Source organism: Methylobacterium oryzae (assembly GCF_021398735.1).
In the GTDB taxonomy this organism is placed as follows: Bacteria; Pseudomonadota; Alphaproteobacteria; order Rhizobiales; family Beijerinckiaceae; genus Methylobacterium.
Genome location: NZ_CP090349.1, coordinates 1,543,118 through 1,569,439 on the forward strand (window position 1 = coordinate 1,543,118; position 26,322 = coordinate 1,569,439).

Annotated in this window: 28 protein-coding genes, 2 tRNA genes, 1 pseudogene and 1 riboswitch; of the genes and pseudogenes, 18 read left to right on the plus strand and 13 right to left on the minus strand. The window is 69.3% G+C overall.

Features of this window, described 5'->3' with window-relative positions; genetic code table 11:
- Positions 1 to 5: 5 nt before the first annotated feature.
- The 5 genes from purB to LXM90_RS07435 all read left to right on the plus strand — a co-directional run bounded on the left by purB (position 6) and on the right by LXM90_RS07435 (position 5,895).
- Positions 6 to 1,313 carry an adenylosuccinate lyase gene (purB, locus tag LXM90_RS07415; protein ID WP_026604876.1) on the plus strand — a complete coding sequence of 436 codons (1,308 nt, stop codon included), beginning with the start codon at positions 6 to 8 and terminating at the stop codon, positions 1,311 to 1,313.
- A 79-nt stretch (positions 1,314 to 1,392) separates the two neighbouring features.
- On the plus strand, positions 1,393 to 2,250 hold the full coding sequence (locus LXM90_RS07420; RefSeq protein ID WP_020092846.1) for a D-amino-acid transaminase: 858 nt from the start codon (positions 1,393 to 1,395) through the stop codon (positions 2,248 to 2,250).
- Positions 2,251 to 2,362: 112 nt separating this feature from the next.
- The gene (locus tag LXM90_RS07425; RefSeq protein ID WP_020092845.1) at positions 2,363 to 2,665 is read left to right on the plus strand and encodes a hypothetical protein; all 303 of its coding nucleotides are present in this window, start codon (positions 2,363 to 2,365) and stop codon (positions 2,663 to 2,665) included.
- Between the two features lie 157 nt (positions 2,666 to 2,822).
- Positions 2,823 to 4,115, plus strand: a complete 1,293-nt coding sequence (locus LXM90_RS07430; protein WP_020092844.1) for an adenylosuccinate synthase — start codon at positions 2,823 to 2,825, stop codon at positions 4,113 to 4,115.
- Positions 4,116 to 4,395: 280 nt separating this feature from the next.
- Complete coding sequence (locus tag LXM90_RS07435) at positions 4,396 to 5,895, plus strand: histidine kinase (RefSeq protein ID WP_234082250.1); 1,500 nt, start codon at positions 4,396 to 4,398, stop codon at positions 5,893 to 5,895.
- A gap of 75 nt (positions 5,896 to 5,970) precedes the next feature.
- Here LXM90_RS07435 and rpoH read toward each other — a convergent pair whose 3' ends face one another.
- Both rpoH and LXM90_RS07445 read right to left on the minus strand, forming a co-directional pair.
- The gene (rpoH, locus tag LXM90_RS07440) at positions 5,971 to 6,864 is read right to left on the minus strand and encodes an RNA polymerase sigma factor RpoH (protein ID WP_042672026.1); all 894 of its coding nucleotides are present in this window, start codon (positions 6,862 to 6,864) and stop codon (positions 5,971 to 5,973) included.
- Between the two features lie 237 nt (positions 6,865 to 7,101).
- A complete protein-coding gene (locus LXM90_RS07445; protein WP_020092841.1) occupies positions 7,102 to 8,106 on the minus strand; it encodes an RluA family pseudouridine synthase in 1,005 nt (334 codons plus the stop codon).
- Between the two features lie 103 nt (positions 8,107 to 8,209).
- Between LXM90_RS07445 and LXM90_RS07450 the strand changes: the two genes are divergently transcribed.
- Positions 8,210 to 8,285 (plus strand) — tRNA-Glu (locus LXM90_RS07450).
- Here the strand turns inward: LXM90_RS07450 and LXM90_RS07455 are convergent.
- On the minus strand, positions 8,245 to 9,066 hold the full coding sequence (locus tag LXM90_RS07455; RefSeq protein ID WP_307188509.1) for a tyrosine-type recombinase/integrase: 822 nt from the start codon (positions 9,064 to 9,066) through the stop codon (positions 8,245 to 8,247). The genes LXM90_RS07450 and LXM90_RS07455 overlap by 41 nt on opposite strands.
- Between LXM90_RS07455 and LXM90_RS07460 the strand changes: the two genes are divergently transcribed.
- Positions 8,993 to 9,178, plus strand: coding sequence for a hypothetical protein (locus tag LXM90_RS07460; RefSeq protein ID WP_234082252.1), 186 nt, complete (start codon positions 8,993 to 8,995; stop codon positions 9,176 to 9,178). The two genes, LXM90_RS07455 and LXM90_RS07460, sit on opposite strands and share 74 nt — an antisense overlap.
- Before the next feature lie 229 nt (positions 9,179 to 9,407).
- Here LXM90_RS07460 and LXM90_RS07465 read toward each other — a convergent pair whose 3' ends face one another.
- The 3 genes from LXM90_RS07465 to LXM90_RS07475 all read right to left on the minus strand — a co-directional run bounded on the left by LXM90_RS07465 (position 9,408) and on the right by LXM90_RS07475 (position 11,257).
- Complete coding sequence (locus LXM90_RS07465) at positions 9,408 to 9,668, minus strand: helix-turn-helix transcriptional regulator (RefSeq protein WP_020092840.1); 261 nt, start codon at positions 9,666 to 9,668, stop codon at positions 9,408 to 9,410.
- Positions 9,665 to 9,886, minus strand: a complete 222-nt coding sequence (locus LXM90_RS07470) for a hypothetical protein (RefSeq protein ID WP_020092839.1) — start codon at positions 9,884 to 9,886, stop codon at positions 9,665 to 9,667. The genes LXM90_RS07465 and LXM90_RS07470 overlap by 4 nt, the downstream gene beginning before the upstream one ends.
- A gap of 210 nt (positions 9,887 to 10,096) precedes the next feature.
- Complete coding sequence (locus tag LXM90_RS07475) at positions 10,097 to 11,257, minus strand: FAD-dependent monooxygenase (RefSeq protein WP_234082254.1); 1,161 nt, start codon at positions 11,255 to 11,257, stop codon at positions 10,097 to 10,099.
- 75 nt (positions 11,258 to 11,332) lie between these two features.
- On the opposite strand from LXM90_RS07475, the gene LXM90_RS07480 reads away from it, so the two are divergent.
- On the plus strand, positions 11,333 to 11,971 hold the full coding sequence (locus LXM90_RS07480; RefSeq protein WP_042672028.1) for a TetR/AcrR family transcriptional regulator: 639 nt from the start codon (positions 11,333 to 11,335) through the stop codon (positions 11,969 to 11,971).
- Positions 11,972 to 12,186: 215 nt separating this feature from the next.
- Here LXM90_RS07480 and LXM90_RS07485 read toward each other — a convergent pair whose 3' ends face one another.
- The gene (locus LXM90_RS07485; RefSeq protein ID WP_234082256.1) at positions 12,187 to 13,089 is read right to left on the minus strand and encodes an alpha/beta fold hydrolase; all 903 of its coding nucleotides are present in this window, start codon (positions 13,087 to 13,089) and stop codon (positions 12,187 to 12,189) included.
- 23 nt (positions 13,090 to 13,112) lie between these two features.
- Complete coding sequence (locus LXM90_RS07490; RefSeq protein ID WP_026604874.1) at positions 13,113 to 13,448, minus strand: GIY-YIG nuclease family protein; 336 nt, start codon at positions 13,446 to 13,448, stop codon at positions 13,113 to 13,115.
- A 118-nt stretch (positions 13,449 to 13,566) separates the two neighbouring features.
- Between LXM90_RS07490 and LXM90_RS07495 the strand changes: the two genes are divergently transcribed.
- The 3 genes and pseudogenes from LXM90_RS07495 to LXM90_RS07505 all read left to right on the plus strand — a co-directional run bounded on the left by LXM90_RS07495 (position 13,567) and on the right by LXM90_RS07505 (position 15,926).
- Positions 13,567 to 14,172 carry a DUF2239 family protein gene (locus tag LXM90_RS07495; protein WP_042672030.1) on the plus strand — a complete coding sequence of 202 codons (606 nt, stop codon included), beginning with the start codon at positions 13,567 to 13,569 and terminating at the stop codon, positions 14,170 to 14,172.
- 138 nt (positions 14,173 to 14,310) lie between these two features.
- Entirely contained in the window at positions 14,311 to 14,703 is a 393-nt protein-coding gene (locus tag LXM90_RS07500; protein WP_128083336.1) for a hypothetical protein, read from the plus strand.
- A gap of 58 nt (positions 14,704 to 14,761) precedes the next feature.
- Positions 14,762 to 15,926 (plus strand): annotated as a pseudogene (locus tag LXM90_RS07505) (IS3 family transposase).
- 183 nt (positions 15,927 to 16,109) lie between these two features.
- On the opposite strand, the gene LXM90_RS07510 reads toward LXM90_RS07505, so the two are convergent.
- Positions 16,110 to 16,184, minus strand: a tRNA-Gly gene (locus tag LXM90_RS07510).
- A gap of 254 nt (positions 16,185 to 16,438) precedes the next feature.
- Here LXM90_RS07510 and LXM90_RS07515 point away from each other — a divergent pair.
- A complete protein-coding gene (locus LXM90_RS07515) occupies positions 16,439 to 18,208 on the plus strand; it encodes an N-acetylglutaminylglutamine amidotransferase (RefSeq protein ID WP_234082258.1) in 1,770 nt (589 codons plus the stop codon).
- Between the two features lie 118 nt (positions 18,209 to 18,326).
- The gene (locus LXM90_RS07520) at positions 18,327 to 19,151 is read left to right on the plus strand and encodes a class II glutamine amidotransferase (RefSeq protein ID WP_020092830.1); all 825 of its coding nucleotides are present in this window, start codon (positions 18,327 to 18,329) and stop codon (positions 19,149 to 19,151) included.
- Positions 19,152 to 19,161: 10 nt separating this feature from the next.
- On the opposite strand, the gene LXM90_RS07525 is transcribed toward LXM90_RS07520, so the two are convergent.
- The gene (locus LXM90_RS07525) at positions 19,162 to 19,500 is read right to left on the minus strand and encodes a flagellar protein FlaG (RefSeq protein ID WP_020092829.1); all 339 of its coding nucleotides are present in this window, start codon (positions 19,498 to 19,500) and stop codon (positions 19,162 to 19,164) included.
- A 254-nt stretch (positions 19,501 to 19,754) separates the two neighbouring features.
- Between LXM90_RS07525 and LXM90_RS07530 the strand changes: the two genes are divergently transcribed.
- On the plus strand, positions 19,755 to 20,273 hold the full coding sequence (locus tag LXM90_RS07530) for a TY-Chap domain-containing protein (protein WP_128083392.1): 519 nt from the start codon (positions 19,755 to 19,757) through the stop codon (positions 20,271 to 20,273).
- 22 nt (positions 20,274 to 20,295) lie between these two features.
- On the opposite strand, the gene thiC is transcribed toward LXM90_RS07530, so the two are convergent.
- Positions 20,296 to 22,182: a phosphomethylpyrimidine synthase ThiC gene (gene thiC, locus LXM90_RS07535; RefSeq protein ID WP_020092827.1), complete on the minus strand. Its 1,887-nt coding sequence runs from the start codon at positions 22,180 to 22,182 to the stop codon at positions 20,296 to 20,298.
- Positions 22,183 to 22,253: 71 nt separating this feature from the next.
- A riboswitch (TPP riboswitch) is annotated at positions 22,254 to 22,359 on the minus strand.
- A gap of 114 nt (positions 22,360 to 22,473) precedes the next feature.
- Here thiC and LXM90_RS07540 point away from each other — a divergent pair.
- From LXM90_RS07540 to LXM90_RS07550, 3 genes are all read left to right on the plus strand, one after another.
- Positions 22,474 to 23,304: an alpha/beta hydrolase gene (locus tag LXM90_RS07540; RefSeq protein ID WP_020092826.1), complete on the plus strand. Its 831-nt coding sequence runs from the start codon at positions 22,474 to 22,476 to the stop codon at positions 23,302 to 23,304.
- Between the two features lie 15 nt (positions 23,305 to 23,319).
- A complete protein-coding gene (locus LXM90_RS07545; protein ID WP_020092825.1) occupies positions 23,320 to 23,694 on the plus strand; it encodes a restriction endonuclease in 375 nt (124 codons plus the stop codon).
- 116 nt (positions 23,695 to 23,810) lie between these two features.
- Positions 23,811 to 24,881 carry an acyltransferase family protein gene (locus LXM90_RS07550; protein WP_020092824.1) on the plus strand — a complete coding sequence of 357 codons (1,071 nt, stop codon included), beginning with the start codon at positions 23,811 to 23,813 and terminating at the stop codon, positions 24,879 to 24,881.
- Between the two features lie 6 nt (positions 24,882 to 24,887).
- Here the strand turns inward: LXM90_RS07550 and LXM90_RS07555 are convergent, their stop codons facing one another.
- Both LXM90_RS07555 and LXM90_RS07560 read right to left on the minus strand, forming a co-directional pair.
- The gene (locus LXM90_RS07555; RefSeq protein WP_020092823.1) at positions 24,888 to 25,133 is read right to left on the minus strand and encodes a hypothetical protein; all 246 of its coding nucleotides are present in this window, start codon (positions 25,131 to 25,133) and stop codon (positions 24,888 to 24,890) included.
- A gap of 100 nt (positions 25,134 to 25,233) precedes the next feature.
- Positions 25,234 to 25,734, minus strand: a complete 501-nt coding sequence (locus tag LXM90_RS07560) for a hypothetical protein (protein WP_020092822.1) — start codon at positions 25,732 to 25,734, stop codon at positions 25,234 to 25,236.
- Between the two features lie 184 nt (positions 25,735 to 25,918).
- Here LXM90_RS07560 and LXM90_RS07565 point away from each other — a divergent pair, with 184 nt between their 5' ends.
- Positions 25,919 to 26,302, plus strand: a complete 384-nt coding sequence (locus tag LXM90_RS07565; protein ID WP_026604872.1) for a hypothetical protein — start codon at positions 25,919 to 25,921, stop codon at positions 26,300 to 26,302.
- Positions 26,303 to 26,322: the final 20 nt, after the last annotated feature.

Here is a 26,322-nt window from a genome sequence, read left to right on the forward strand (position 1 = left end):
CCCCCATGATCCCCCGCTATAGCCGCCCCGCGATGACGGCGATCTGGTCGCCCGAGAGCCGCTTCCGGATCTGGTTCGAGATCGAGGCCCACGCCACCACGGCGCTCGCCGAGATCGGTGTCGTGCCGAAGGCGGCGGCCGAGACGATCTGGACCAAGGGCAAGGACGCGGTCTTCGACGTCGCCCGCATCGACGCGATCGAGGCGGTGACGAAGCACGACGTCATCGCCTTCCTGACCCACCTCGCCGAGATCGTCGGTCCCGAGGCGCGCTTCGTCCACCAGGGCATGACCTCTTCGGACGTGCTCGACACCTGCCTCAACGTGCAATTGGTGCGGGCCGCCGATATCCTGATCGCCGACGTCGACTCGCTGCTCTCCGCCCTGAAGACCCGGGCCCTGGAGCACAAGCTCACCCCGACCATCGGCCGGTCGCACGGCATCCACGCCGAGCCGGTCACCTTCGGTCTGAAGCTCGCCCAGGCCTACGCCGAGTTCGAGCGCAACCGCCGCCGCCTCGTCGCGGCCCGCGAGGAGGTCGCCACCTGCGCGATCTCGGGCGCGGTCGGCACGTTCGCCAACATCGACCCGCGGGTGGAGCAGTACGTCGCCGAGAAGATGGGCCTGACCGCCGAGCCGGTCTCGACCCAGGTGATCCCACGCGACCGGCACGCGATGTTCTTCGCGACCCTCGGCGTCGTCGCCTCGTCGCTGGAGCGGCTGGCGATCGAGATCCGGCACCTCCAGCGCACCGAGGTCCTCGAGGCGGAGGAGTTCTTCTCCGAGGGCCAGAAGGGCTCCTCGGCGATGCCGCACAAGCGCAACCCGGTCCTCACCGAGAACATCACGGGCCTCGCCCGGATGGTGCGCGGCTACGTCACCCCGGCCCTGGAGAACGTCGCCCTCTGGCACGAGCGCGACATCTCCCACTCGTCGGTGGAGCGGATGATCGGCCCCGACGCCACCGTCACCCTCGACTTCGCCCTGGCGCGGATGACCGGGGTGATGGAGAAGCTGCTGGTCTACCCGGCCAACATGCAGAAGAACCTCGACCGGCTCGGCGGCCTGATCCACTCGCAGCGCGTGCTGCTGGCGCTGACCCAGGCCGGGGTCTCCCGCGAGGATTCCTACCGGCTGGTCCAGCGCAACGCGATGCCGGTCTGGCGCGGCGAGGGCGATTTCCTGGCGCTGCTCAAGGCGGACCCGGAGGTCGCCGCGGCGCTCCCGGCCGAGCAGATCGAGGCGTGCTTCGATCTCGGCTACCACTTCAAGCACGTGGACACGATCTTCGGGCGGGTCTTCGGCGACCGCTGAGACTCCGCACGATTCCTGCTTCGACCCGCGCTCGCGGGCCCGCGTTTCCGGGCCCGCGCCGAACACAGGACAGCTCCCCGTGACCGCTCCCCGCATCGTCTACCTCAACGGCCAGTTCCTTCCCTACGAGGAGGCGCGCGTGCCGATCATGGACCGCGGCTTCCTGTTCGCCGACGGCATCTACGAGGTCTCGGCGATCATCGACGGCAAGCTCGTCGACAACGCCGCGCACCTCGTGCGCCTCGACCGCTCGCTCGGCGAGATCGGCATCCGCAACCCGCACGACGCGGCGGGCTGGGAGCGCCTGCAGACCGAGCTCGTCGCCCGCAACGGCGTCAGCGAGGGGCTCGTCTACATGCAGGTGACCCGCGGGGTGGCCGAGCGCGACTTCGCCTTCCCTAAGGCCGGCACCGAGCCCACCGTGGTGATGTTCACGCAGGCCAAGACCGTGCTCGCCAACCCGCTCGCCGAGAGCGGCGCCCGGGTGATCACCGTCGAGGACCTGCGCTGGAAGCGGCGGGACATCAAGTCGGTGGCCCTGCTGGCGCAGGTGCTCGCCAAGCAGCAGGCGGCCGAGGCCGGCGTCGCTGAGGCCTGGATGGTCGAGGACGGCGCGGTCACCGAGGGCTCCTCCTCGACCGCGTTCATCATCGGCCGCGACCGCGTGCTCGTGACCCGGCCGCTCTCCACGGCGCTCCTGCCGGGCATCACCCGGGCCTCGGTGTTGCGCCTCGCGCAGGAGGCCGACCTGCGCATCGAGGAGCGGCTGATCCCGGTGGACGAGGTCTACGCGGCCCAGGAGGCCTTCTACACCAGCGCCTCCGCCTTCGTGATGCCGGTCGTCGAGATCGACGGGCGGTCAATCGGCGAGGGGCGGCCGGGCGCGCTGACCCGGCGCCTGCGCGAGCTCTACATCGAGGCCGCCCGCCAGGGTTGAGGCCGCCGGATCCGGTCCACAGGACGGGACGTCGGACCCGATCGCGGACAGGAACGGATCCCGTCTCCGACTGTTCCTCCCCGAATTCGTGTCTCGAACCGGGGAGGCCCTCGTGCCGAACAAGACCCTGCTCGCCGCCCTCGCGACGACCTTGGCGGCGACCGTCGCGGCAGTACCCGCCGGCGCCCAGACGACCAGTCCGGCCCCGGCGCCGCCCGAGCGCGTTCGCCCGAACGCGGACGCGCCGCCGCAGGACCAGTCGCTCAGCGACAAGCTCCAGAAGAACGACGGCGTGATCAAGCCGCCGGATTCCGGCACGACCGGCACTGTGGTGAAGCCCGATCAGTCCGGCTCCATGCCGGTGATCAAGCCGCACGAACTGCCCGGTCGCGACCCCGGTACCGAGGCCAAGTAAGCCGGTCGTGACCGGCTCCGGCCGACCGCCATGCGGTCCGAACATGCGGCCCCTTGCTTGATTTCGTTGCCCGGATCGCGGAAACGGCTCACGACGTACGTTGCCTGCACCCGTGGGCGGCGCCGTCCCGGTTTCCGTCGCGGGTAAGCAGGCAGGCATGGCCAACGTCGTCGTTGTGGGCGCCCAGTGGGGCGACGAGGGCAAGGGCAAGATCGTCGACTGGCTCTCCGAGCAGGCCGACATCGTGGTCCGTTTCCAGGGCGGCCATAACGCCGGCCACACGCTCGTCATCGACGGCGTGACCTACAAGCTGGCGCTGCTGCCGTCGGGCGTCGTCCGCGGCGGCAAGCTCTCGGTCATCGGCAACGGTGTCGTGGTCGATCCCTGGCACCTGATCGACGAGATCGAGCGGATCAAGGCGCAGGGCGTGGACGTCTCGCCGTCCTCCCTGCGGATCGCCGACAACGCGACGCTGATCCTTCCCCTCCACCGCGAGCTGGATCATTTCCGCGAGACGGCCAATGCCGGACTGAAGATCGGCACGACCAAGCGCGGCATCGGGCCGGCCTACGAGGACAAGGTCGGCCGCCGCGCGATCCGGGTCGTCGACCTCGCCGACCCCGACGCGCTGCCGGCCAAGATCGAGCGCGTGCTGACCCACCACAACGCCCTTCGGCGCGGCCTCGGGATCGACGAGGTCAACGCCGAGGCGCTGCTGACCGAGCTGAAGGCGATCGCGCCGAAGATCCTGCCCTTCGCCGACACCGTGTGGTCGCTGCTCGACGAGGAGCGCCGGGCCGGCAAGCGCATCCTGTTCGAGGGCGCGCAGGGCGCGCTGCTCGACGTCGACCACGGCACTTACCCGTTCGTGACCTCCTCCAATATCGTTGCCGCGCAGGCGGCGACGGGCTCGGGCCTCGGCCCGGGCGCGATCGGCTACGTCCTGGGCATCGCCAAGGCGTACACGACCCGCGTCGGCGAGGGACCGTTCCCCACCGAGCTGTTCGACGAGATCGGCGAGACCATCGGCAGCCGCGGGCGCGAGTTCGGCGTCAATACCGGGCGCAAGCGCCGCTGCGGCTGGTTCGACGCCGTGCTGGTGCGCCAGACGGTCCGGACCTCCGGCATCCACGGCATCGCGCTGACCAAGCTCGACATCCTCGACGGCTTCGAAGAGATCCGCGTCTGCACCGGCTACCTGCTGGACGGCCAGCCGATCGACCATCTGCCGGCGAGCCAGGCCGCGCAGGCCCGGATCGAGCCGGTCTACGAGGTGATCCCGGGCTGGTCGGAGACGACCGCGGGGGCCCGGTCCTGGGCGGATCTGCCCGCGCAGGCGATCAAGTACGTGCGCCGGATCGAGGAGCTGATCGGGGCGCCGGTGGCGCTGCTGTCGACCTCGCCCGAGCGCGACGACACGATCCTCATGCACAACCCGTTCGAGGATTGACCCTTCGCGCGCTATCCCGTTGACGACGCGTGTTTTCGGCGGCCCTGCCTGTATCCAGTCCGCGCGGGCTTGATCTAGAACGGGCTGGCGGCCGGGCGGTCCGTATCGCGATCCGCCCGCCGTCTCGAAGGCAACCGGCGCGCGGGCCCTGATCCCGCGCGGCGGGATACGACAAACCGGCCGACGGCCGCGACCGGACCTGTCGGGCGGGCGCGGACCTCGGTCCCCGGCCTCCGACCGGCTTTGCCGGACGGCGGCCGAAGGGGCGGACCAGAGTATCATGGCCGATTACTACCCGCTTCTGGCGCGCGCGCTCGACGCGCTGCCGGACCGAACGCCCGCCCTGCGCAAGGCGGTCTACGACCGCGCGCGCAACGCCCTGATCAGCCAGCTGCGCTCCCTCGATCCGCCGCTGTCGGAGGCCGATATCGATCTCGAGCGTCGGGCGCTCGACGCCGCGATCGAGCGGCTCGAGGTCGATCACGGCGGCCTCCCGGCCCCCGCCAACGATGCCGCGCAGGCGCCCGGGGCGCCCGCTCCGGCCACGGTTTCGGCGCCGCCATCAGCACCGGCCGTGCCCGCACCCGCCGCGCCAGAGCCCGCCATCCCAGAGCCGATCGTCCCCGCGGCGACGGAGCCGGAGATCCCGGAGCCGTCCCCGCCGGAGCCGGGATCCGGTCCCGCGCTGGCGCCCATCCTCCCGTCGGCGAAGCCGCCGTTCGCGGTGGCGGCCCGCGACGGGGATCGGGAGGCCGCGGACGGGCCGCGCGAGGCACCGATCCCGATCGCGCCGCCCCGTCCGGGCACGCCGCAGACGGCCGCGCCCGACACGGCCCCGCTGGTCGCCGAGACGTCCGGCGCCGAGGTGCCCGCCGTCGAGGACCCTGACGCCGAGGCGGCCGAGGGCGCGGGCGGGCGTCAGCGTCCGCGGATCGAGGTGGTCCCCCCGCGCACCGGTCGGTCGCGCGTGCTGCGCAACGTCTTCGTGGGCGGTGTCCTGGCTGTGGTGATCGGCCTGATCGCCGTCGCGGCCTTCCTGCTGCGCGACCGGCCGCAGAACCTGCCGTCGAGCGGCACGGAGACCGCGGACACGCAGCAGCCGGAAGGCGAGACCAAGTTCGGCGACCGGGTCGGCGGCGACGCCGCCCCGGCCCCCAAGGCCCCGACGCGCGTCGAGAACGGTGCGCCGGCACGGGCCGCGGCCACGCCCGCGCCGGCCGACGCGGGCGTCGCGGTCGCGCAGAGGGCGGAACTCGTCGAGGAGGCGACGGGGGCCGAGGGCGGTCAGCCGACCGTGACGCCGGGGCGGGTGACGTGGCGGCTCGAGACCGTCAACGGGGATCAGGGGCAGCCGGTCCAGAACGCCGTCGTCGCCACCGTGACCATCCCGGATGCCGGCCTGACGCTGGTGATGACCATCCAGCGCAATCTCGACGCGACCCTGCCGGCCTCCCACACGGTGAGCTTGGCCTTCAGCCAGAGCGGCAGCAACGCCGCGTCCAGAACCGTCCAAGATGTCGGGTTGCTCCAGGCCAAGGACGAGCAGAGCGCCCGCGGCTCGCCGGTCTCGGGCCTGCCGGTTCGGGTACGCGACAACCTGTTCCTGATCGGCCTGTCGTCGCTGCAGAACGACGTCGAGCGCAACACCGACCTGCTCCTCCACCGGAACTGGTTCGACATCGCCCTGCGCTACACGTCCGGCCGCCGGGCGGTCCTGACCTTCGAGAAGGGCGCCGCCGGCGCCCAGGTGATGCAGAACGCCTTCGACGCCTGGCAGTGATCGCTCGACGGCACCCGCCGTCCGAGCCCCGACCCGAACCGGCGGGCCCGGCGCGTCGCTCGCCGGGCGCGCGGCTCAGCGGGCCTCGATGCCGGTCCGGGGCAGCTCGCGGCTCGCGATGTTGCGCTTGACCGCTTCCTGCACCTTCTCGAAGGCGCGGACCTCGATCTGCCGGACGCGTTCGCGGGACACGCCGAACTCGCCGGAGAGATCCTCCAGGGTGATCGGGTCCTCGGCGAGGCGCCGGGCCTCGAAGATGCGGCGCTCGCGCGGATTGAGCACACCGAGGGCGTCCTTGAGCGCGGAGAGGCGGTTCTGACCCTCCTGCTCCCGCGCCAGCACGGTCTCCTGGCTCGGGCTGTTGTCCACGAGCCAGTCCTGCCACTCGCCCTCGCCCTCCTCGCGCAGGGGCGCGTTGAGCGACGTGTCGCCGGACAGGCGCCGGTTCATGTCGATCACGTCCTGCTCGGGCACGCCGAGACGGGTGGCGATCTGCTTCACCTGATCGGGCTTGAGGTCACCCTCGTCGAGGGCCGAGATCTTGCCCTTCGCCTTGCGCAGGTTGAAGAACAGCTTCTTCTGGTTCGCGGTCGTGCCCATCTTCACGAGCGACCACGAGCGCAGGATGTATTCCTGGATCGCCGCCTTGATCCACCACATCGCGTAGGTGGCCAGACGGAAGCCCTTGTCGGGATCGAAGCGCTTGACCGCCTGCATGAGGCCGACATTGCCCTCCGACACGACTTCGCCGATCGGCAGGCCGTAGCCGCGGTAGCCCATGGCGATCTTGGCGACCAGGCGCAGGTGCGACGTCACGAGCCGGTGCGCGGCCTCGCGGTCGCCGGCGTCGCGCCAGGCCTTCGCCAGCGTGAACTCTTCCGACGGCTCCAGCATCGGGAACTTGCGAATCTCGTCGAGGTAGCGCGAGAGGCCACCTTCGTTGGCGAGCACGGGCAGCGTACCGGCCATGGCATTCTCCTGGACCTTATGTCCCCCTGTCGGGCGGACGCGACGGACAACAGTGCCGTCCACTCGGGCCGCTCTTGAGCCGACCCTGCCGGCCCCCCATCTCGTACGGGACGCCGGGGAGCCGGTCGCGGTCGATGACACCCACGTCGTCAACAACGCGCCACCGGCGATTTTGGTCGTACCATGTCACGATGTGACGCGGTACGGCGTGATCTTTCGCACGCCGCGACGCGGCGGTTACGGGCGCGGCGGCCCGTCCTCTTCCGCCCTCAGCGCCTGCACCAGCGCGGCCATATCGGGCGGTAGCGGGCTCTCGAACCGCAGCGTCGCGCCGGTCCGCGGGTGGCTGAAGCCGAGCAGTTCCGCGTGGAGTGCCTGGCGCCCGAGCGCCGCGAGGGCGGCGCGGGCCTCCGGCGTCAGGCGGGCCGCCTTGGTCCGGAAGGCGCCGCCGTAGACCGTGTCCCCGAGCAGGGGGTGTCCGCGATGGGCGAGATGCACGCGAATCTGGTGGGTGCGGCCCGTCTCCAGGCGGCACCTTACGAGGGCGGCCTCGCGATACGCCTCGGCTACGGCGTAGTGGGTGACGGCGTGGCGCCCGCTCGCGTCCGAGACGACGGCGATCTTCTCCCGGTGGAAGCGCGACCGCGCGAGGCTTGCCTGGATCGTCCCGGCCCGCGGCTGGGGCAGGCCCCAGACCACGGCGGCGTAGGCGCGTTCCAGCGGTCCGGACCGGCCGTGATCGGCGAACTGGGCGGTGAGGCCCTGGTGGGCCACGTCGTTCTTGGCGACGACGATCAGGCCGCTCGTGTCCTTGTCGAGGCGGTGGACGATGCCGGGCCGGCGGACGCCGCCGATGCCCGACAGGCTGGCCCCGCAATGGGCGATCAGGGCGTTGACCAGCGTGCCGCTCTCGTGGCCCGGGGCGGGATGGACCACGAGGCCGGCGGGCTTGTCGATGACGATCAGGTCGTCGTCCTCGTGGACGATCGGCAGATCCGCGGCCTCGGCCACCGGCTCCGCCGGGGCTGCCGGGGGCACCGTGAGCACGATGCGCGCGCCCGCGGCGACCTTGGCGGCCGGGTCGAGCGCCGGGAGACCGTCCCGCTGAACCCTGCCGGTGCGGATCAGATCCTGCAGCCGAGCCCGGGATAGATCCGGGAACAGCGCGACCAGCGCCCGGTCGAGCCGCACGCCTCCCTCGGCCACGATCCCGGCCCGCTCGTCCTGCACGTTGTCCACCACGACCGCTATTCGCCCCCGATCTGACCCGCCGCGGCGGATTTCCTGACGAAGGCACTTGCTCCCCCGCCGAGTGGTGGCTATAGCAGCCCCGCGCCGCCGGAAAGCTCCCATCGTCTAGCGGTCTAGGACGTCGCCCTCTCACGGCGAAAACAGGGGTTCGATTCCCCTTGGGAGCGCCACCGGCGCATTTTTATTCATCTCTGCCAGTGGTTTACCGGAAGTGGGACCTTCACCCGCCTCCGCGGTGGGACCACGACGCCCCGCGGCGAAGCGCTTCCAGGCACTGTCGGCGAGCCCCGCACGCTGGGCCTCGCGCGTGTACCGCTCCACCTCTTCCAGCGTCTGATGGCCCGTGACCGCCATGATCTCGTGCGGCGTGCACCCGCGCTCGGCGAGTCGCGCCGCTGTCGCTTTTCGCAGGCCGTGTGCCGAGCAGTGCGGGAGCCCGGCCTGATCGCACCACTCGCGGAAGCGGTTGCCGAATCCCGCCACCGAGAACGGCTTGCCGTAGTCCGTGACTAGGAAGGTCAGGTGCGAGGAGGGCAGGGCGGCGATCGCCTCGGCCAGATCGGGAAACACCGGCACGTCGACCGAGATGGGCTTGCGGTGCTCGTTCTTGGCCTGGATGTAGCGCAGGCGGCCATCGCGGATGTGCTGAGGGCCAAGGCGCGTCGCGTCCTCGCGCCGGCAGGCCGTGTAGAGCAGTAGCGCGAAGGCTAGCCGTGGCTTCGAGCCGAGCGGGTGCCGACGCTCAAACTGGTCGACCTCGTCCAGTGTCCAGGTGTGGTGCCCTTTGGTGACGTACTGAGCGCGCTTCACATCCCGCGTTGGATCTGCGTCAACGATGTCCTCCTCCATGGCCCATTGGAACATGGCCCGGAGCGCCTTGAGCATCGTGTTGGCGGCGGCCGGTGTCTCGGCCTTCTCGTCGCGCAGGCGCCGCACATGGCGCGGCTGCATCAGCGCGACCGATGCCGTGCCCTTGTCGCTGGCGGCGATCTCGTTCAGTGCGCGCTTCTGCCAGCCCTGTGTCGAGGCATCGAGCTTCTTGAAGGTCGGGCTTGCGATGTAGCGCTGCGACACGTCGATGAACGAGCCAGCGGCCGGGCGGCCGCCCTTCGCCGGCGTGACCTCAGACGCCCGGTCGCGAGCTGCCTCGTAGGCCTTCTGGAACTCGGCGGAGCCGGGCTTGCCATGGAGGCGCACCTTCTTCTCAGGCCGTCTGCGGAAGTAGTACCGGACGTTGCCGTGTCGATCGGTGTCGGCGACGACGAACGGCAGATCGATGCTGACCACGGAGTTCAGTCCCACGGGTTGTGGCCTGCATCATCGCCGCCGAGAGCGTCCCACGCCAAGTCGAGACGCCGGAGGTCCCAGACCACGCACCCGTCGATCCGTTTCGGCTTCGGCATTCGGCCGTCCCGGACCATCTCGTCGAATTTCGAGGGGCTGACGCCGACGTAGCGGGCCGATTCTTCGCGGCGCAGGCCGCGCCGGGGGCTGATCTCGAACCGAGCCGCCGGTAGAGGTGTCGCGTCATCCTGGCGGCCGCGTAGGCTCATCGCTTCGCACCCATCGCCACCGCCCATTCTGGGTTCTGGCCGGCTGAGCCGAACAGGACCGGCAGCACGTCCTCAATGACAGTGTGCAGCTCGGTCAGCCGGCGGCAGGAAGCATCGCTCGCCTCGCCGCGGATCGTCTGCGCCCGCTTGCTACGGCCCGGCACCGGCTGATCCTTCGGGCCGAAGGCGTCGCCGGACACGAAGGCTTGAAACACCATATCGGTGGCGACGACGCCGATCCGGTCTTGGGTCTCGTCCGACAGACCGCGCCAGGGTGATCCGCCCCCACTGGAGTGGTCTGCCCTGAAGTATGGCCTTCGGGCCAGTTTGCCGGGTTAGGGGCAGCCGGTTTCGACCCCGAGCGGACGGCCCGCATGCGACCCAACTGGGCCAGTGGGACTGCCGTCGGAGCTTCTCCAAAGCGGCCGTCAAACGCCGATGTCACCGATGGCCAGCTTACGATCTCGCTCTGCCATTTCGCCATCGTCGCCGGGAAATAGCATCTGTATGCTGTCGATCGCGGCCCGTTCTTGTACTTGCTCAACGAACGGCCGTAGCCCTTCCTCATAATCCTGAAATGCGGCGGCATGGTTGTCCGGATGCCGCGCCAGGGCGTCGGCCAGCCTTCCTGCGCCGATGATGGCCATCGAGCCACCGAGGCCTGCGAACGGGGACACGCAATAGCCTGCGTCGCCGACAAGAACGATGCGCCCGTGAGACCACGTCGGCATCCTGATCTGGCTGATACGATCAAAATAGAAGTCGTTGTCCTCGCCCATACGAGCGAGCATATCCGGTACTTTCCACTTCAGACCGGAAAAATTTTTCCTGATCAGGCGACGTTGCTGATCCTTGTTCCGGTAGTCGTATTCGATCTCGCCGGCTGTGCGAAACCCGAAGCCAATATCCGTGCGATCGTCATAGCCGGTCAGCATCGCCATCCGCCCAGGAACGGCAAAAAGCTCCGAGCTGTTCGGTTCGAGCAGTCCGGTGTCTGGCACGACTTTGAGGTAGAAATATCCGCCCATGAAATGGGCGAACTGCTCACCGTCGCCGAACACCAGTCTGCGCGTATTGGAGCGGTTTCCATCGCAACCACATATCAGTGCGAATTCGTGCTGACTGCCGTCGCTGAACGTCGCCGACACCGCCTCCGGACGCTCTTCAATCGCCACGATCGAACGGTTGAACCGCAGTTCCACATCCCCCTCGATCGCGCCGCACAGAACATCCAACAGGTCGTCGCGGTGGATCTCGTAGCGCGGCCCCCCCTCATCGTCTGGGTGGTGGGCCATATCGCCCAGCGTTGCGTTTTCCGCATCCTTGAAGGCGAAGCGTCGAGGGGGAAGCGTTCGAGCGCTAACAGCGTCCATCAAGCCCATGCGTGTCAGGATTGCGATTGTCTCGCCCTCGATGTCGACGGGCGTCCCGCCGCGCCGCAGACCCGGTGCGACCTCAACTACCGTGACGCGGTATCCAAGCTGGTTCAGCCAGAATGCTGTGGCCAAGCCGGCGAAGCTCGCGCCGCTGACGAGTGCGGCTTGCGTTTCGGTGGAGGACGCACCGGATATCACGGTTGACGCTGGCATGCCGCCACCTCAGAATGATCTCGATATGAAAATATACTGAGTATATATATAGACGTGCAGGATCAGGCAAGCCCCATGCTGGACAGGCGCACCCGGAAGCGGCTGGCGACGCGCCAAGCCATCTCCGATGCAGCCACGCGTCTGTTCATGGAGCACGGCTTCGACCGGGTGACGGTCGACGAGATCGCGGAGGCCGCCGATGTCGGCCGCATGACTGTATTCAATCACTTCCCTCGCAAGGAGGACATGTTCTTCGATCGTGAGGATGAGGTACGCGGAATGGTGGCCGCGGCCATCCACGGGCGGGATGAGGGAGCAAGCCCGGTCACGGCACTGCGCTTGCTCGCTCATCGTTGTATCGAGGACCGGAACCCTCTCCTCCCGCTTTTCGGTGCGTCGCTGAGCTTCGTGGCGACGGCACTGGCCAGCGAGGCGCTGAAGGCGCGCGCCCGCCAGATGTGCAGCGAGTTCACGCGCGTTTTGGCAGAGATGATGGCAGAGGCGGTTGATCGACCCGCGGACGATCCCGACGCGCATCTGGTGGCGGGCTTGCTCGTGGCGACGTGGAGCGTCGCCTTCTTCGAAGGGTACAAGGTGGCTGAAACGCCCGGCGACGCCGCGGCTGCCGGACGCGTCTTTCTTCGTCTGATCGATCGTGGTTTCCAAGCCGCCGCGGGCGCGGCAGCGGGAACTCCCTATGCCGAAGCGGGATGAGAATATTTGAAGGCGCAATGACTGGCAGCAGATATTGTGGGGGGTTGCTCAGGGCTGTGCGCGGTTTCCGCGATTATATTCGCTACAACGAATCCGTTGCCCTGAAGCCGATCTGACAAATAAGTGGACGGCCGGCTATCGACCCACCATCGCCAAAGGGACGGCACAACAGCCTTCTTAAAAGCGGTCGCTTGAACCTGTGGATGCAGGCCCTTCTACAGTCCCGAAATCGAGATGCTTGAACGGCAAGCGGTTCGCTCGATTGCATCGGCAATGGTCCGGTACAGGAATGGCGGCAGATCGTGCCCCATCCCGGGGATCAACATCATCTCCGCATTCGGGATCGCGGCCGCGGTGTCCTCGCCGCAGGCAGGCGGGAACAGAGGATCCTCTGTCCCATGAACAACAAGGGTGGGCGCCGTGATCGCGGCGAGCCCTGACCGGCGGTCGCCAGCTAACCCAACCGCTGCGATCTGGCGTCCGAACCCACCCGGCGCACGTCCTCGCCGAACTTCTTCCCAGAGGAGAGCACGGTGGGCCTCTTCGTCGAATGGATGTGCCGTACCCGCAATGCGCCGCGCGAAGGCAACGCCGTGATCGAGGAAACCAGCCTCGTCCAAGGCGGGATCGGGGGCGGGGCGCATCAACATCGTCATGACGTCAGGCCCTGCCGACGGCAGGTCAGGATTTCCCGTGGTCGACATGATTGAGGCGACCGAGAGCACACGAGACGGGTGCTCGCGCGCCAGGATCTGGGCGATCATGCCGCCCATCGAGCGGCCGACAATGTGGGCTCGGCGGATGGACAGGGCATCGAGCAGACCGAGCGCGTCCGAGGCCATGTCGTCGAGCGTGTAGGCGAGTTCCGGCCGCCGTCCCTCAGTGAGCGCCGAGGCCAAGGTCGCAAAGTCCATCGCGCCATGCTCAGCGAAGTGGGTTGAGCGTCCCGTGTCCCGGTTGTCGAACCGCACGACGCGGAAGCCGCGCGTCACCAACTCAAGGCAGAAGGCGTCCGTCCAGCGGATCATCTGCGTACCGAGCCCAGCGATCAGGAGGATCGTCTCAGCCGCCCCGTCGCCGAAGCTGTCGTAGGCCAGGGTGATGCCGTTGGCCGCCACATGGGCTGACCTAAGTTCCGAGCTCATATCCGGACGGCCCGGAGTTGCTCCGCCCACTGGATAAGGCGCTCCCTCATCACCCGGTCACGGACGTACGCGATCTCTTCAGCGTCCAACCGCTCGACGATCTCGAAGCTGAACGCCTCGGCTCCATGCGCATTCCACGCGGTTTGGAGCGAACGGTGCGTGTTCGTGCCCTGCCGGAGCGTGAACCAGAGGCGGTTCTGGATCTTGGACAGGTCGGGCGCGCCGCCGACCCAAACCTCACCGGAGGCCATGCAGTGGACAGCGTAGATGCCGCTGTCGACGTCTCGCTTCTTGTAGGCGCTCACGGCCGCCTTTCGGTCTTCCATTCTCATCATGTGCCCTCACAGCTTGGCGGCGACGCTATCGAAGGCACCCCGGTGACGCAATATCACCCGGGTAAAATTGACATCAAGTGGTCGATCCGGCTAAGGTGGAGAGGATGGAGGCGCCATGCCTGAAGACCCAATCAGGACGTTCACCGCGTTCGCGGGTGTGAAGCGGCTCGCCAGCGGTCGCTTGATCGACGTGGCTCTCGCCGTGAAAGCGCGGGCGGCGGAACAAGGCGATCCGATCCTGACCTTCGACGACAGGTCGGGCTCCGTCATCGACCTCGATCTGCGCGGAACAGAGGCGGACATCACCGCACGGTTCGCCGAACTCGCGAATGCGGGAGACGCTACGAGCACCGTTGAGGGCCGAACGGATCCTGATGGTGCGCCAAGAAGCCGAGGTCGCCCGAAACTCGGGGTCATCGCCCGCGAGGTGACGCTGCTTCCCCGTCAGTGGGAGTGGCTTGCATCCCAGCCAGGAGGTGCATCGCAAGCGTTGCGGCGCCTCGTTGATGAAGCGCGGCGGGCAGATGGTAGGCAGACCCTGATGAAGGCCGCGAGAGAGGCCGCCTACCGCTTCCTTTCGGCGTTGGCTGGCGATCTGCCCGGGTTTGAGGAGGTGATCCGGGCGCTTTTCGCCGGGGATGCCAACGGCTTTGCCGCGCGCATGACGGCATGGCCACCGGACATCCGAGACCATGCGCTGAAGCTCGCAGCCCTCACCTGAGCCAGCGAACGACGGCCGATGGCTGAGGTCCGCCCCGTGCAGCGGCAGCTTTTCCAGATCCGCGTCAGAAAGCTGACATTCCGGAAACCACCCACCTCGGCCACTCTGCGGCTCTCACCAACTCCTTGAACCGGCGGCTTGCCGCGCAAGACTCAGGTCGGCCTCCACCACTATGTCATTGAAGGTTTACCGGGGGATCGTGCGCATCGGAGCGAGATCCGCGAAGACACCCGCGAAGCCGCCTTCCGGGGCATCGCTGTCGGTGAGGGCGTCCAATTCTCGGCCAAACCCCCTGAAGCTGGCGGCATCGACCTCGCAAAGGTGGATCTGGTTCCGCCCCGTTCTGAGGGCGGGGTCCTGAAACAGCACGACAGCCGTCTCCATGGCCCGGAACGTTCTGAACCGGCCGGACGCGACGAGCCTGCCGGCGGCGGGTCCGATATGGCGCCTCATGACGTCCCGGTAGCCGGCCAGATCTCCCGGCCGAACGTCTATGAATCCAAGCGAAGCCTGCCGGTTGGACTGACCTGACCGGCTGGCTTTGGACCGGCCTGATTGAGAGGATCAGTTGGGACCGAGGGAGTTGAACATGGGGCGAGGCCAGAAGACGAGTGCGGAGCAGGTGGTGCTGAAGCTGCGCCAGATCGAGGTGCAGACGACCCAGGGCAAGAGCTTGGCGCTGGCGTGCAAGGAGGCGGAGATCTCCGAGCAGAGCTATTACCGCTGGCGCAAGGAGTACGGCGGTCTCCAAGTCGATCAGGCCAGGAAGATGAAGAGCCTGGAGCGCGAGAACGCGCGGCTGCGGCGGCTGGTAGCCGATCTATCCTTGGAGGATCAGGTGCTGGCGGACGTCGCCTCGGGAAACTTGTAGCCCCCGAGCGACGCCGGCAGGCGGTGGACGGGATCCGGGAGAAGTACGGTCTCTTCCGAACGTCACGCCTGCCGGATCGTCGGTCAGCACCGCGGCACGCAACGCTACGTGCCGACCTTGTTGGCGGACGAGGATGAGCTGACCCGCGCCATCATCGCCCTGGCGTCCGAGTACGGGCGCTATGGCTATCGCCGCGTCACCGCGCTGCTGCAGGCGGCAGGGTGGCAGGTGGGCAAGGACCGGGTTCATCCTTCGAGAACCTCAGGATGAGGGCATCTGGCGTCGCGAGGGGCTGAAGGTCCCGCAGAAGCATCGGCCGCGCGGCCGGCTTTGGCTGAACGACGGCTCGGGCAAACGGCTGCGCCCGCTCCGCCGCAACCACGTCTGGAGCTTCGACTTCGTGCAGGCCCAGACGCACGACGGCCGGACCTTGCCCATCCTGACGCTGATCGACGAGCACAGCCGGGCGTGCCTCGCGCTGAAGGTGGCGCGGCGGATCAACAGCCTCGGTGTGATCGAGGCACTGGCCGACGCCATGTGCCTGCACGGCATCCCGGAGCACATCCGCTGCGATAGCGGCCCCGAGATGATCTCGAAGGCGCTGCGCCAGTGGGTCGCCAAAGCTGGCTCGCAGATCCAGTACATCGCACCGGGATCGCCGTGGGAGAACGTCTACTGTGAGAGCTTCAACGGTAGGCTGCGCGACGAGTGCCTACGCCAAGAGATCTTCGACTCGCTGAAGGAGGCGCAGGTCGTGATTGGTCTGTGGCAATCCACCTACAACCGCGTCCGACCGCGCTCGTCGCTTGGCTATCGGCCACCTGCGCCTGTCAGCTTCCCAGATCTGGCCTTCCGGCTACCCATGGCCGCTACCATGCAGTAGCCTCCCACTCGGCCCGGGCCAAAATACCGGCCAAGTCAGGTGAGGGTCGTCGTCCCGGCAGCGTGGCAGTTCGCGTGCGCTCGGACAACGCGGAAGCGAGCGTTGATTCGGCTGACGGTGGTACGCTGGTGGTACGCTCGCCTGTCAGCGTACCACGGTCCCCTACGAAGTGCTTATGAGGATTGGAGCGGGCGATCGGGATCGAACCGACGACATTCAGCTTGGGAAGCTGACGTTCTACCACTGAACTACGCCCGCCGACATGGTCGGCACGGATAAGGTCTGTCGCGGAGCGCGAACTCCGAACGGCGCCGTGCGCTCATGTACGGCCATGGTCTAGCAGTTCCACGGCGATGGCGTCAAACGGGTCCGGCATCTCATGGTCGTGATCCCTGGGCGGCCCCGCGTGAGCCCGGCGCGGCGTCCCGGCCGGGTCGGCGGAACGCCGCGGCGCGCGAGCCGTTTCGCTCCAAGAAGCGCGCGTGGCGCCGGACCGAGACCCTGCTGACACCATGTGCGGAATCTGCGGCGAGATCTGCTTCGACCGGCCGGCGGACCCCGCCGCCGTCGACGCGATGATGGGATCTCTGCGGCCGCGCGGGCCCGACGCAGCGGGGCTCTTCGGTTCCGGCCGGGTCGTTTTCGGCCATCGCAGGCTCAAGATCATCGACCTGTCCGAGGCCGGGCAGCAGCCCATGATCGATCCTGCCCTCGGGCTCGCGATCGTGTTCAACGGCTGCATCTACAATTTCAGCGCGCTGCGCGCCGAACTCGAGGCGAAGGGCTACGCGTTCTTCTCGACGAGCGACACCGAAGTGGTGCTCAAGGCCTTCCACGCCTGGGGACCTGCCTGCGTCGAGCGCTTCGCCGGCATGTTCGCCTTCGCGATCCTGGAGCGGGATTCCGGGCGAGTCGTGCTGGCGCGCGACCGGCTCGGCGTGAAGCCGCTCTATTACAGCGAGTCGAAGGGCCGCTTCCGCTTCGCCTCGTCGCTCCCGGCCCTGCTCGCCGCCGGAGACGTCGATACCGCGGTCGATCCGGTCGCGCTCCACCACTACATGAGCTGGCACGCGGGCGTCCCGGCCCCGCTCACCATCCTCAAGGGCGTGCGCAAGCTGCCACCGGCGACGATCCTGACGATCGAGCGGGACGGGACGCGGCACGCGTCGACCTACTGGACCCTGGCGATCGGCCCCCGCGCGGCCGACCGTGGCCGGACCGAGGCGGACTGGCGCGAGGCCGTCCTCGAGGCCCTCGGCACCGCCGTCGAGCGCCGTCAGGTCGCCGACGTCCCGACGGGTGTCCTTCTCTCGGGCGGCCTGGACAGCTCGCTGCTCGTTGCCCTGCTGGCGCGCGGCGGGCAGCGCGGACTGAAGACCTTCTCGGTGGGCTTCGACGCGGTGAACGGCGTGGAGGGCGACGAGTTCAGGTACTCCGACATCATCGCCGAGACCTTCGCCACCGACCACACGAAGCTCGCGGTCGACGGCACCCGGACGCTGGAGGCACTGCCCGCGGCCATCGCGGCGATGTCGGAGCCGCAGATGAGCCACGACGCGGTGGCCTTCCTCCTGCTCTCGCAGGAGGTCGCCAAGCACGTGACGGTGATCCAGAGCGGGCAGGGCGCCGACGAAGTGTTCGGCGGCTATCACTGGTATCCGAAGCTGATGGGCTCGACGGACCCGGTCGCCGACTACGCGAAAGCGTATTTCGACCGCGACCATGCCGAGATGCGGGAGGCCCTGACGCCCGACATGGTCGGCGGCGACCACAGCACCGACTACATCGCGACCTTCTTCGCGAACTCGCGGAGCGACAGCGCCATCGACAAGACTCTGCAACTCGACCAAGAGGTCATGATGGTCGACGATCCGGTCAAGCGGGTCGACAACATGACGATGGCCTGCGGCCTCGAGGCGCGGGTGCCGTTCCTCGACCATGACCTCGTCGAGCTGGCGGCCCGCATCCCGGCGGAGCTCAAGGTCCGGGACGGCGGCAAGTACATCCTCAAGGAGGCCGCGCGGACGATCGTCCCGGCCGAGGTGATCGACCGCGAGAAGGGGTATTTCCCCGTTCCGGCGCTGAAGCACATCCGCGGCACGTTCCTCGACTACGTCCGCGACGTGCTGGACCGGCCCGAGGCGCGCGCGCGTGGCATCTTCAACCGCGCCTACGTCGATCATCTGCTCGCCGATCCCGACGGCACGCTGACGCCCAAGGGCAACTCGAAGCTCTGGCAGGTGGCCCTCCTGGAGAGCTGGCTCCAGACGCACGGCGTCTGAGACGGGCCGCGGCACGCCTTTCGCGACGGATCGTGATCGACCGCGCGCTCAAGGTGCCGCGCTTTGTCCACGATCGTCCCGGATCAGCCGGTCGACAGACACCCGGAGAAGCCCGTCGATGTGCCGCTGGATCGCCTATGCGGGACGCACCATCCCGCTGGAGCACTACGTCACCGAGCCGTCCCACAGCCTCGTCTCGCAGAGCATCGCGGCGCTCGAATCGACCGCGGCGACCAACGGCGACGGGTTCGGGCTCGGCTGGTACGGCGATCACCCGGAGCCCGGCCGGTACCGCGAGGTCCAGCCCGCCTGGTCGGACGACAACCTGCGCTACCTGTGCCGGCACTTGCACTCGCACCTGTTCTTCGCGCACGTGCGCGCCGCGACCGGCACGCCGATCACCCGGCCGAACTGCCATCCCTTCGCCTGCGGCCCGTGGCTGTTCATGCACAACGGCTATATCGGCGACTGGAGCCGCCTGCGGCGCCCGGTCGAGGCGCTGATCCCGGACGAGCTGTACCCGTCGCGCGCGGGGACCACCGATTCCGAAGCGATCTTCCTCGGGCTTCTGGGCTGCGGCCTGATGGGACCGGGGCCGCGCCGCGATCCTGTCGAGGCGACGGCGCGCGCGCTCGCGCGCCTCACGGATCTCGCCGGGCCGCATCCGTTCCGGTTCACCGCGGCGCTGGCCGACGGGCGCGATCTCTACGCGTTCCGCTACGCCGCGAACGACAAGGCGAACTCGCTCTACTACCGCGCTTCGGAGGGCGGCGTGGTCGTCGCCTCGGAGCCGCTCGACCGGGATCACGGCACTTGGACGACGGTCGCCGAGAACAGCGTGCTCGTCGCGCGGCGGGACGCGCCGGTGGAGATCCTGCCGCTGGCGCAGTTCGGCCTGGCCGCGCCGCCGGTCGATGACTCGGTCCGCCGGCTGCGCGCCTGAGCGACTCCGCTCAGGCGACGCGGGAGAGGCTGCCGCTCTGCGAACCCTGCGTGCTGCGGGCGGAATCGTAGGCGCGATTGCGCAGGGCGGTCTCGCTCGGGAGCTGGTCGATCACGTTGCCGGACGACGGATCGACCACCTGGAACACGATCGAGCTGGTGTCCGGATCCTGGATGTACCGCGCCTTGCCGCCGTTCGTGCCGATGTCGAGCTTCACCGCGGGCTCGAGCGGCTTGGCGGACGTCTCGGGCTCGGGCGCCTGCTGGGTCACGGCGGCGGCGGCCGTCGCTCCGAGCGCGTCGAGGCCCTGCGGCCCCGGCGTCGTGGATGTCAGCGTTCGGATCTCCATCGCCGGTCTCCTGCGATCCTGTGATCGAAGGATTGAGGCGCGGTCCTGCCTAATCGTTCCTTAATGGCGACCGCCGGTCCACCGGATGATGTGGCGGAATCGGAGATGCGATGAACATCGCGTTACCTGCGCGACACAAATCCGTGCTGAATTTTCTCCTGGGTCGACTCGGCGCCCAGCCGGTTCGTCTTCCCGCGACGGGACTGCGGCCCGCCCCGCGCAGCGTGGAGCACGCGATGTACAGGATCTCGGCGATGCTCGTCTTGGCGACCAGTCCCGCGCTCGCCGCGCCGGCCGCGGCTGGCGATCCGGGTACGCGCGCGCCGTTCATCCGCGAGCACCGCTGCGCCGTCGTGGAGCGTCTCGACGCCATCCACAGGCGCGGGCCGGTCGACGTCTCGCGCGACCGCTTCATCGTCGTCGCGCCGCACGGACAGGCGCAGCGCTACGTCCAGTGCATCTTCCAGGATCGGGATACGCGGATGTTCTGCGAGGCCGCGTCGGGCGCCTACGGGCCACCCGGCCGAAGGCGCCTGCGGCTGGATGCGACGGCACGGCAGGCTCTGGCGGCGCTCGGATACGTCCAGGCGGACCCGGCGGAGAACTTCGCGCGCCTCGTGGAGCTGGGATCGCCGCCCGACACGGGCATCGCCGCGGATCTGATGCTCGCGGCGCTGCACGATGCCTACGGCGCCCGCCCAGGCGACATTCTCGATATCGAGGCCCCGCACGGCGGAACGCCGGGGCGGGGCTGCGGCGCGCCCGAATCCTGAGCGGACCGGGCGCGCGCCCGTCTCACTCGGCGGCGTCGACGTAGAGCTTGCCGCCCTCGGCCAGGAACTCCTGCGACTTCGCCCGCATGCCGGCCTCGGCCTCGGCCTTCGACATCGCGGGCGCCGCGCCCACGACTTCGCCGGCCTCCTCCATCGCCAGCACCTCGGCGCGCAGGTCCTGCGTGATCTTCATCGAGCAGAATTTCGGCCCGCACATCGAGCAGAAATGCGCGACCTTGTGGGCGTCCTTCGGCAGGGTCTCGTCGTGGAAGCGCCGGGCGGTATCCGGATCGAGGCCCAGGTTGAACTGGTCCTCCCAGCGGAAGTCGAACCGGGCGCGGCTGAGCGCGTCGTCCCGGAGCTGCGCGGCGGGATGCCCCTTGGCGAGGTCGGCGGCGTGGGCGGCGATCTTGTAGGTGATGACGCCGGTCTTCACGTCGTCCCGGTCCGGCAGGCCGAGATGCTCCTTCGGGGTGACGTAGCAGAGCATCGCGGTGCCGAACCAGCCGATCATGGCGGCGCCGATGCCCGAGGTGATGTGGTCGTAGCCCGGGGCGATGTCGGTGGTCAGCGGGCCGAGGGTGTAGAACGGCGCCTCGCCGCACTCCTTCAGCTGCTTCTCCATGTTGACCTTGATCTTGTGCATCGGCACGTGGCCGGGGCCTTCGATCATCACCTGGCAGCCCTTGTCCCAGGCGACCTTGGTCAGCTCGCCGAGCGTCTCCAGCTCGCCGAACTGCGCGGCGTCGTTGGCGTCGGCGATCGAGCCCGGGCGCAGGCCGTCGCCCAGCGAGAACGAGACGTCGTAGGCCCGCATGATGTCGCAGATCTCGTCGAACCGCTCGTAGAGGAACGATTCCCGGTGCCCGGCCAGGCACCAGCGCGCCATGATCGAGCCTCCGCGGGAGACGATGCCGGTGACGCGCCGGGCGGTCAGCGGCACGTGGGCGAGCCGCACGCCGGCATGGATCGTGAAGTAGTCGATGCCCTGCTCGGCCTGCTCGATCAGCGTGTCCTTGAAGACCTCCCAGTCGAGCTTGAGCGGGTCGCCGCCGACCTTCTCCAGCGCCTGGTAGATCGGCACCGTGCCGATCGGGACCGGGCTGTTGCGGATGATCCACGAGCGGATGTTGTGGATGTTGCGGCCGGTGGACAGGTCCATGACCGTGTCGGCGCCCCAGCGGATCGACCAGACGAGCTTCTCGACCTCGTCGGCGGCCGAGGAGGTCACGGCGGAGTTGCCGATGTTGGCGTTGATCTTGACCAGGAAGTTCCGGCCGATCGCCATCGGCTCCAGCTCGGTGTGGTTGATGTTGGCCGGGATGATCGCCCGGCCGCGGGCGATCTCGTCGCGGACGAATTCCGGGGTGATGAAGGGCGGGACCGAGGCCCCGAAGCTCTGGCCGTCCGCGAGCGCGGCCTCGGCGCCCGCGAGCATGGCCTCCCGGCAGACGTTCTCGCGGTGGGCGACGTAGATCATCTCCTCGGTGATGATCCCCGCGCGGGCGAACTCGTACTGGGTCACCATCTGGCCCGGGGCCGCCTTGCGGATGGTCCGCTCGGCGGGGCAGGGGGCCACGAGCTTGTCGCCCGCGAATCCGTTATCCTCGGGCTTCACCGCGCGCGGCGCGACGGCCGCGTAGCCGCGGGCGGCGACCCAGGGCTCGCGCACGCCGGGGAGGCCGGCATTGAGGTCGATGCGGGCATCGGTCTCGGTGTAGGGGCCCGACGGGTCGTAGACCCGCACCGCTTCCTCCTTCGGATCGGAGAGGACGATCTCGCGATAGGGGACGCGGATGTCCGGCCGCCCGGCCGGGTTCGCGTACGCCTTGCGCGATCCGGTGACCGGACCCGTGGTCACGGTCTCGGGGCTGCCTTTCACGTCCTTCGGGAGAACGGGTGCGTTCATCGTGGGCCTCTCCTCGTGCTGGAGCGGTCCGGTCCACGCGATGGCCGAGATGAGATGAGGTCGCGCGAGATGCGACCGCAGGTTCCCGTCCCTCCGCCGGTATGAGCCGGATCAGGTTCAAGGGTCAGGGCAGCGTGCCCAATCTCAGCCCTCTTCAGGGCCCCCCTCGGAACGGTTCCAGACTCGGGCCCGCGGACGGCTTTGTCAATGCTGACCGGCCGCCCTAGAAAACACATCCCCGAAACCGTTCGTCCGAACGCACGCGTTCTCCCCCGCCGCAATCGCACCGCAATGCGCCTCATCGCCGGCCTCCTGCTCGCCGCGCTCCTCCTCTGCGGGCTGGCCTGCGCCGCGCTCGCGCTCGGGCAGCGCCGGTTCCTCTATCCGGGCGCCTTCGGGCCGCAGAACCCGTGGACGATCCCGCCGGGCCTCGCGACGATCACGGTCGCGACCCCCGACGGCGAGACCCTGCACGGCCTGTGGCGGCCTCCGCGGCCGGGCTGCGGCGTCGTCGTGAGCTTCCACGGCAACGGGTCCCGCCCCGAGCCGCACGCGGCCCGCTTCGCCGCGGAGCCCTGGCGGGCGCGCGGCTGGGGCGTGCTCACTGTGGCCTATCGCGGCTATCCCGGCTCCACCGGCAGCCCCAGCGAGGACGGGCTGATCCGCGACGGGCTGGCGGCCGTCGAGGCCGCGCGGGCGCGGGCGCCCGACGCGCCGATCCTCCTCCACGGACACTCCCTCGGGGCCGCCGTGGCCGTGGCCGTCGCCGAACGGGTGCCGACGATCGGCCTGTACCTGGAGGCGCCGTTCGACTCGATGACCCACACCGTGCGGCTGCATGTCCCGCTAGCCCCGATCTGGCTCCTGCGCGACACGTACCGCTCGGACCTGCGCATCCGCGACGGGTCGGCGCCCGTGCTGATCGTGCAGGGCCGCGACGACACGGTGGTGCCGGCCAAGCTGGCGCGGAACCTCGCCGAGGCGGCCGGCCCGCGGGCGCGGATCGACGTGATCCCGGGGGACCACGTCTCCATCCTGGGGAGCCGGGATCGCGAGGCCGAAGCGCTGTTCGGACAGGGCGTCGGTCCGGCTTGCCCGCAGCCGGTGGACCAGCAGGGGTAGGAGAGGGAGGCTCGCGTGGTCGGACGGCGCTCGCAGCGCTGGAGCGCCGAGGATCCGGACGCGCCGGGCGTCCCGGGCCCGCCGGACCCGGTCTGCCCCCTCTGCGAGCGCCCGATCCCGCGCCGCGCCCGCTCCAGCCTCCATCACCTCACGCCGAAGCTGAAGGGCGGGACCCATCGCGGCACGGTCCGGCTGCACCAGATCTGCCACTCGGCGATCCACGCCCGCTACAGCGAGGCGGAGATCGCCAAGCGCCTCGCCGACGTCGAGGCCCTGCGCGCCGATCCGGAGATCGCGCGCTTCCTCGTCTGGGTCCGCGGCAAGCCCGACGATTTCCACGCCGCCACGCGCATGACCCGCGAGCGGAAGTCGGCGCGCCGCAAGATCTGACACCTGCCCGGCCGGCGTTTACCGGGCGTTCGTCACATCCGCAGGTGGCCGCCGCCCCGTTCCTTGCCGTCAACCCGAACCGGTCCAGGATCGCCCCGATCGCGAGGGTTCGGACGATGGCCGGGGTCGGGGATACGGGGGATCGACTCGCCTGGGTCGATATCGCCAAGGGGATCTGCATCCTCCTGGTCGTCATGATGCATTCGGTCATCGGCACCGGCGAGGCCATGGGCGGCGAGGGCTTCCTCCACCCGATCGTCGCCTTCGCGAAGCCGTTCCGCATCCCGGACTTCTTCCTGCTCTCCGGACTGTTCGTCGGGCGGGTGATCGACCGCGACTGGCGCCTGTTCTCCGACCGCCGGGTCGTCCACTTCGCCTATTTCTACCTGCTCTGGCTGGTGATCCAGTCGGTCGCCAAGTACGGCAAGATCGTCGGCGATGCCGGTCCCGCGGCCTTCGCGGCGCATCTCGCCCACGCGCTGATCGAGCCCTATTCCAGCCTCTGGTTCATCTACCTGCTGGCGGTGTTCTCGGTGGTCACCAAGGCCCTGCGCCGCGTGCCCGGCGGCGTGCTCCTCGCCGGCGCCGCCCTGCTGCAGATCGCCGACATCCGCAGCGAGTCGACCCTGATCGAGGAGTTCTGCGCCCGCTACGTCTACTTCGTCGCGGGCTACCTGTTCGCCGGGCGGATCTTCGCGCTCGCCGACGCGGCGCGCCGCCGCGTCCCGCTCGCCCTCTGCGGCCTCGGCGCCTGGGCGGTCCTGGAAGGCTGGCTCGCGCTGACCCCGTCGGGCCTGCCGGATCATCCGACCCTCGCCAGCCTGCCGCTGGTGAGCCTCGCCCTCGGCGGGGCCGGTGCCCTCGCGATCTTGGTGGCGGCGGCTCTCATCGGCCGCGCCGGCGGTCCGGTCGCCGAGGCGGTCCGGACCTGCGGCCAGCGCTCGATCGTGATCTACCTCGCCTTCTCGCTGCCGATGGCGGCGACCCGGGAGATCCTCGTGCGCACCGGCGCGATCGCCGATATCGGCCTCGCCAGCCTGACCGTCATGGCGATGGCGGTTGTCCTGCCGCTCATGCTGGAGCGGCTGGTCCGCGGAACGGCGCTCGACCTGCTGTTCGTCCGGCCGCGCCGGTTCCGGCTGGCCGGGTCCGGGCCTAAGCCGAGCCCGGCCCTGCAGGCGACCTGAGGGACCTCAGCCGTCGAAGGCGATACCGATCCGCCGGCTGCGCCGCCACGCCACGGTGGCCGGGCGCGGTTCGGTGCCCGTGCTGACACGAAGCGCGAAGCGGTCCGGCACGGCCTGATCGTCCTCGACCTCGATCTGCGCGCCGACGTCGGTGGCGTCCCAGACCAGGCAGCTCACCTCGCCGCCGTCGAGCAGCACGGCGCCGAACGTGAAGGCGTTCTTCCGGAAGGTGCCGCGGCGATTCTCCGTCATCAGCTCCTCCGTCCCGTCTCGTGGCTCCGCGGAGCCGGACGATGCCGGATCGCGGTTAACAGGGCAAATACGTTCCCGTGCCTGCCCTGCTCGACCGAGATCAGTACTCGTCGGGATCACCCCGGTAGCGGCGTGGCCCCGGCCCGTAATCGTCGTCGTAGGAGCGGCGCGGCGGCGGGCGGTCGTAGTCGCGGCGGTCGCGGTAGGCGTCGCGCCGGTCGTCGTAGCCGTCATTCCGGTAGCCGCCCCCGCCGCCGTAGGCACCCCCGCCGCCACCGCCGTAGCCGCCGCCGTAGCCCCCACCGCCGCCCGCGTTGATCCGCGGAGCGTACCAGCAGCTCTTCGCCTGGCCCGGCGCCGGATCGCCGAAGGTCTGGGTGTTGCAGGGCACGACGCCGCCCTGCGGGAACGGCCGGCCGTTCGTCCGGCCGGGCACGCCGTAATAGACGTTGGTGGGATAGGGCATCCGGCAGACGCCGCCCTCCTGCGCGCAGCCGACCAGGTTCACCGTGTCGAGCTGGTAGGCCTGGGCCGGGGCGGGTGCCAGCGCGCCGCCTCCCAGCGTGATGGCCCCGAAGGCCAGAGCGATCCGAATCTGCACGTCCCCGATTCCCCCGTGGTTCGCGGTGCGGGTGCCGAATAATCCGGTCGGCGGCTTCCGGCCAGCGGCCGCGCTCGCTATGGCGTCGCACAAGGATGCGCGCGGGCCGGTCCGCGGCCGGCGCGACGGTGATCGGGCGGAACGCCCCGTCGTCGGACGGGAGACGGCGCCCCGGGAGGCCTTGATGAGGGATGCGTCCGCGCAGGAGCTTCTGCTGCTCAGCGCACTCCAGGAATGCCGGATCCAGCTCGACGCGGCGCGCAAGGACGAGGCGGCCCGCGCCGCCGTCCGGGAGGAGCTCGAAGCCGCGCTCCGGCGCGAGGCCGCTCTCGCGGCGGCGATCGTGGAGGAGCGCGAGCGGACCGAGGCGGTCCGCCTCGTGCTTCAGGCGCTGTTGATGAGCGTCCGCCGGTTCGGTCTGCGCCGGCGCCTGTTCGGGGCGCGCATCGCCCGGCTCGGCCGCGAGACGCCGGATTCCGGTCCGCAGGCGGCCCGCCATCCCGTGCTGCTCGCCGAGGCGCGACGGGTGCTGGGTAAGCCATCGCCCGAACCGCCGGCCGAGCGGTGACGGCGGTCGCCGCCCGAGCG

Coding starts and splice junctions, on each gene's coding strand:
- purB (WP_026604876.1), top strand. CDS start 6: ATGATCCCCCGCTATAGCCGCCCCGCGATGACGGCGATCTGGTCGCCC.
- LXM90_RS07430 (WP_020092844.1), top strand. CDS start 2,823: ATGGCCAACGTCGTCGTTGTGGGCGCCCAGTGGGGCGACGAGGGCAAG.
- LXM90_RS07435 (WP_234082250.1), top strand. CDS start 4,396: ATGGCCGATTACTACCCGCTTCTGGCGCGCGCGCTCGACGCGCTGCCG.
- rpoH (WP_042672026.1), bottom strand. CDS start 6,864: ATGGCCGGTACGCTGCCCGTGCTCGCCAACGAAGGTGGCCTCTCGCGC.
- LXM90_RS07455 (WP_307188509.1), bottom strand. CDS start 9,066: ATGCAGCCGCGCCATGTGCGGCGCCTGCGCGACGAGAAGGCCGAGACA.
- LXM90_RS07465 (WP_020092840.1), bottom strand. CDS start 9,668: ATGAGCCTACGCGGCCGCCAGGATGACGCGACACCTCTACCGGCGGCT.
- LXM90_RS07470 (WP_020092839.1), bottom strand. CDS start 9,886: ATGGTGTTTCAAGCCTTCGTGTCCGGCGACGCCTTCGGCCCGAAGGAT.
- LXM90_RS07475 (WP_234082254.1), bottom strand. CDS start 11,257: ATGCCAGCGTCAACCGTGATATCCGGTGCGTCCTCCACCGAAACGCAA.
- LXM90_RS07480 (WP_042672028.1), top strand. CDS start 11,333: ATGCTGGACAGGCGCACCCGGAAGCGGCTGGCGACGCGCCAAGCCATC.
- LXM90_RS07490 (WP_026604874.1), bottom strand. CDS start 13,448: ATGAGAATGGAAGACCGAAAGGCGGCCGTGAGCGCCTACAAGAAGCGA.
- LXM90_RS07495 (WP_042672030.1), top strand. CDS start 13,567: ATGCCTGAAGACCCAATCAGGACGTTCACCGCGTTCGCGGGTGTGAAG.
- LXM90_RS07515 (WP_234082258.1), top strand. CDS start 16,439: ATGTGCGGAATCTGCGGCGAGATCTGCTTCGACCGGCCGGCGGACCCC.
- LXM90_RS07520 (WP_020092830.1), top strand. CDS start 18,327: ATGTGCCGCTGGATCGCCTATGCGGGACGCACCATCCCGCTGGAGCAC.
- LXM90_RS07525 (WP_020092829.1), bottom strand. CDS start 19,500: ATGGAGATCCGAACGCTGACATCCACGACGCCGGGGCCGCAGGGCCTC.
- LXM90_RS07530 (WP_128083392.1), top strand. CDS start 19,755: ATGCTCGTCTTGGCGACCAGTCCCGCGCTCGCCGCGCCGGCCGCGGCT.
- thiC (WP_020092827.1), bottom strand. CDS start 22,182: ATGAACGCACCCGTTCTCCCGAAGGACGTGAAAGGCAGCCCCGAGACC.
- LXM90_RS07540 (WP_020092826.1), top strand. CDS start 22,474: ATGCGCCTCATCGCCGGCCTCCTGCTCGCCGCGCTCCTCCTCTGCGGG.
- LXM90_RS07550 (WP_020092824.1), top strand. CDS start 23,811: ATGGCCGGGGTCGGGGATACGGGGGATCGACTCGCCTGGGTCGATATC.
- LXM90_RS07555 (WP_020092823.1), bottom strand. CDS start 25,133: ATGACGGAGAATCGCCGCGGCACCTTCCGGAAGAACGCCTTCACGTTC.
- LXM90_RS07565 (WP_026604872.1), top strand. CDS start 25,919: ATGAGGGATGCGTCCGCGCAGGAGCTTCTGCTGCTCAGCGCACTCCAG.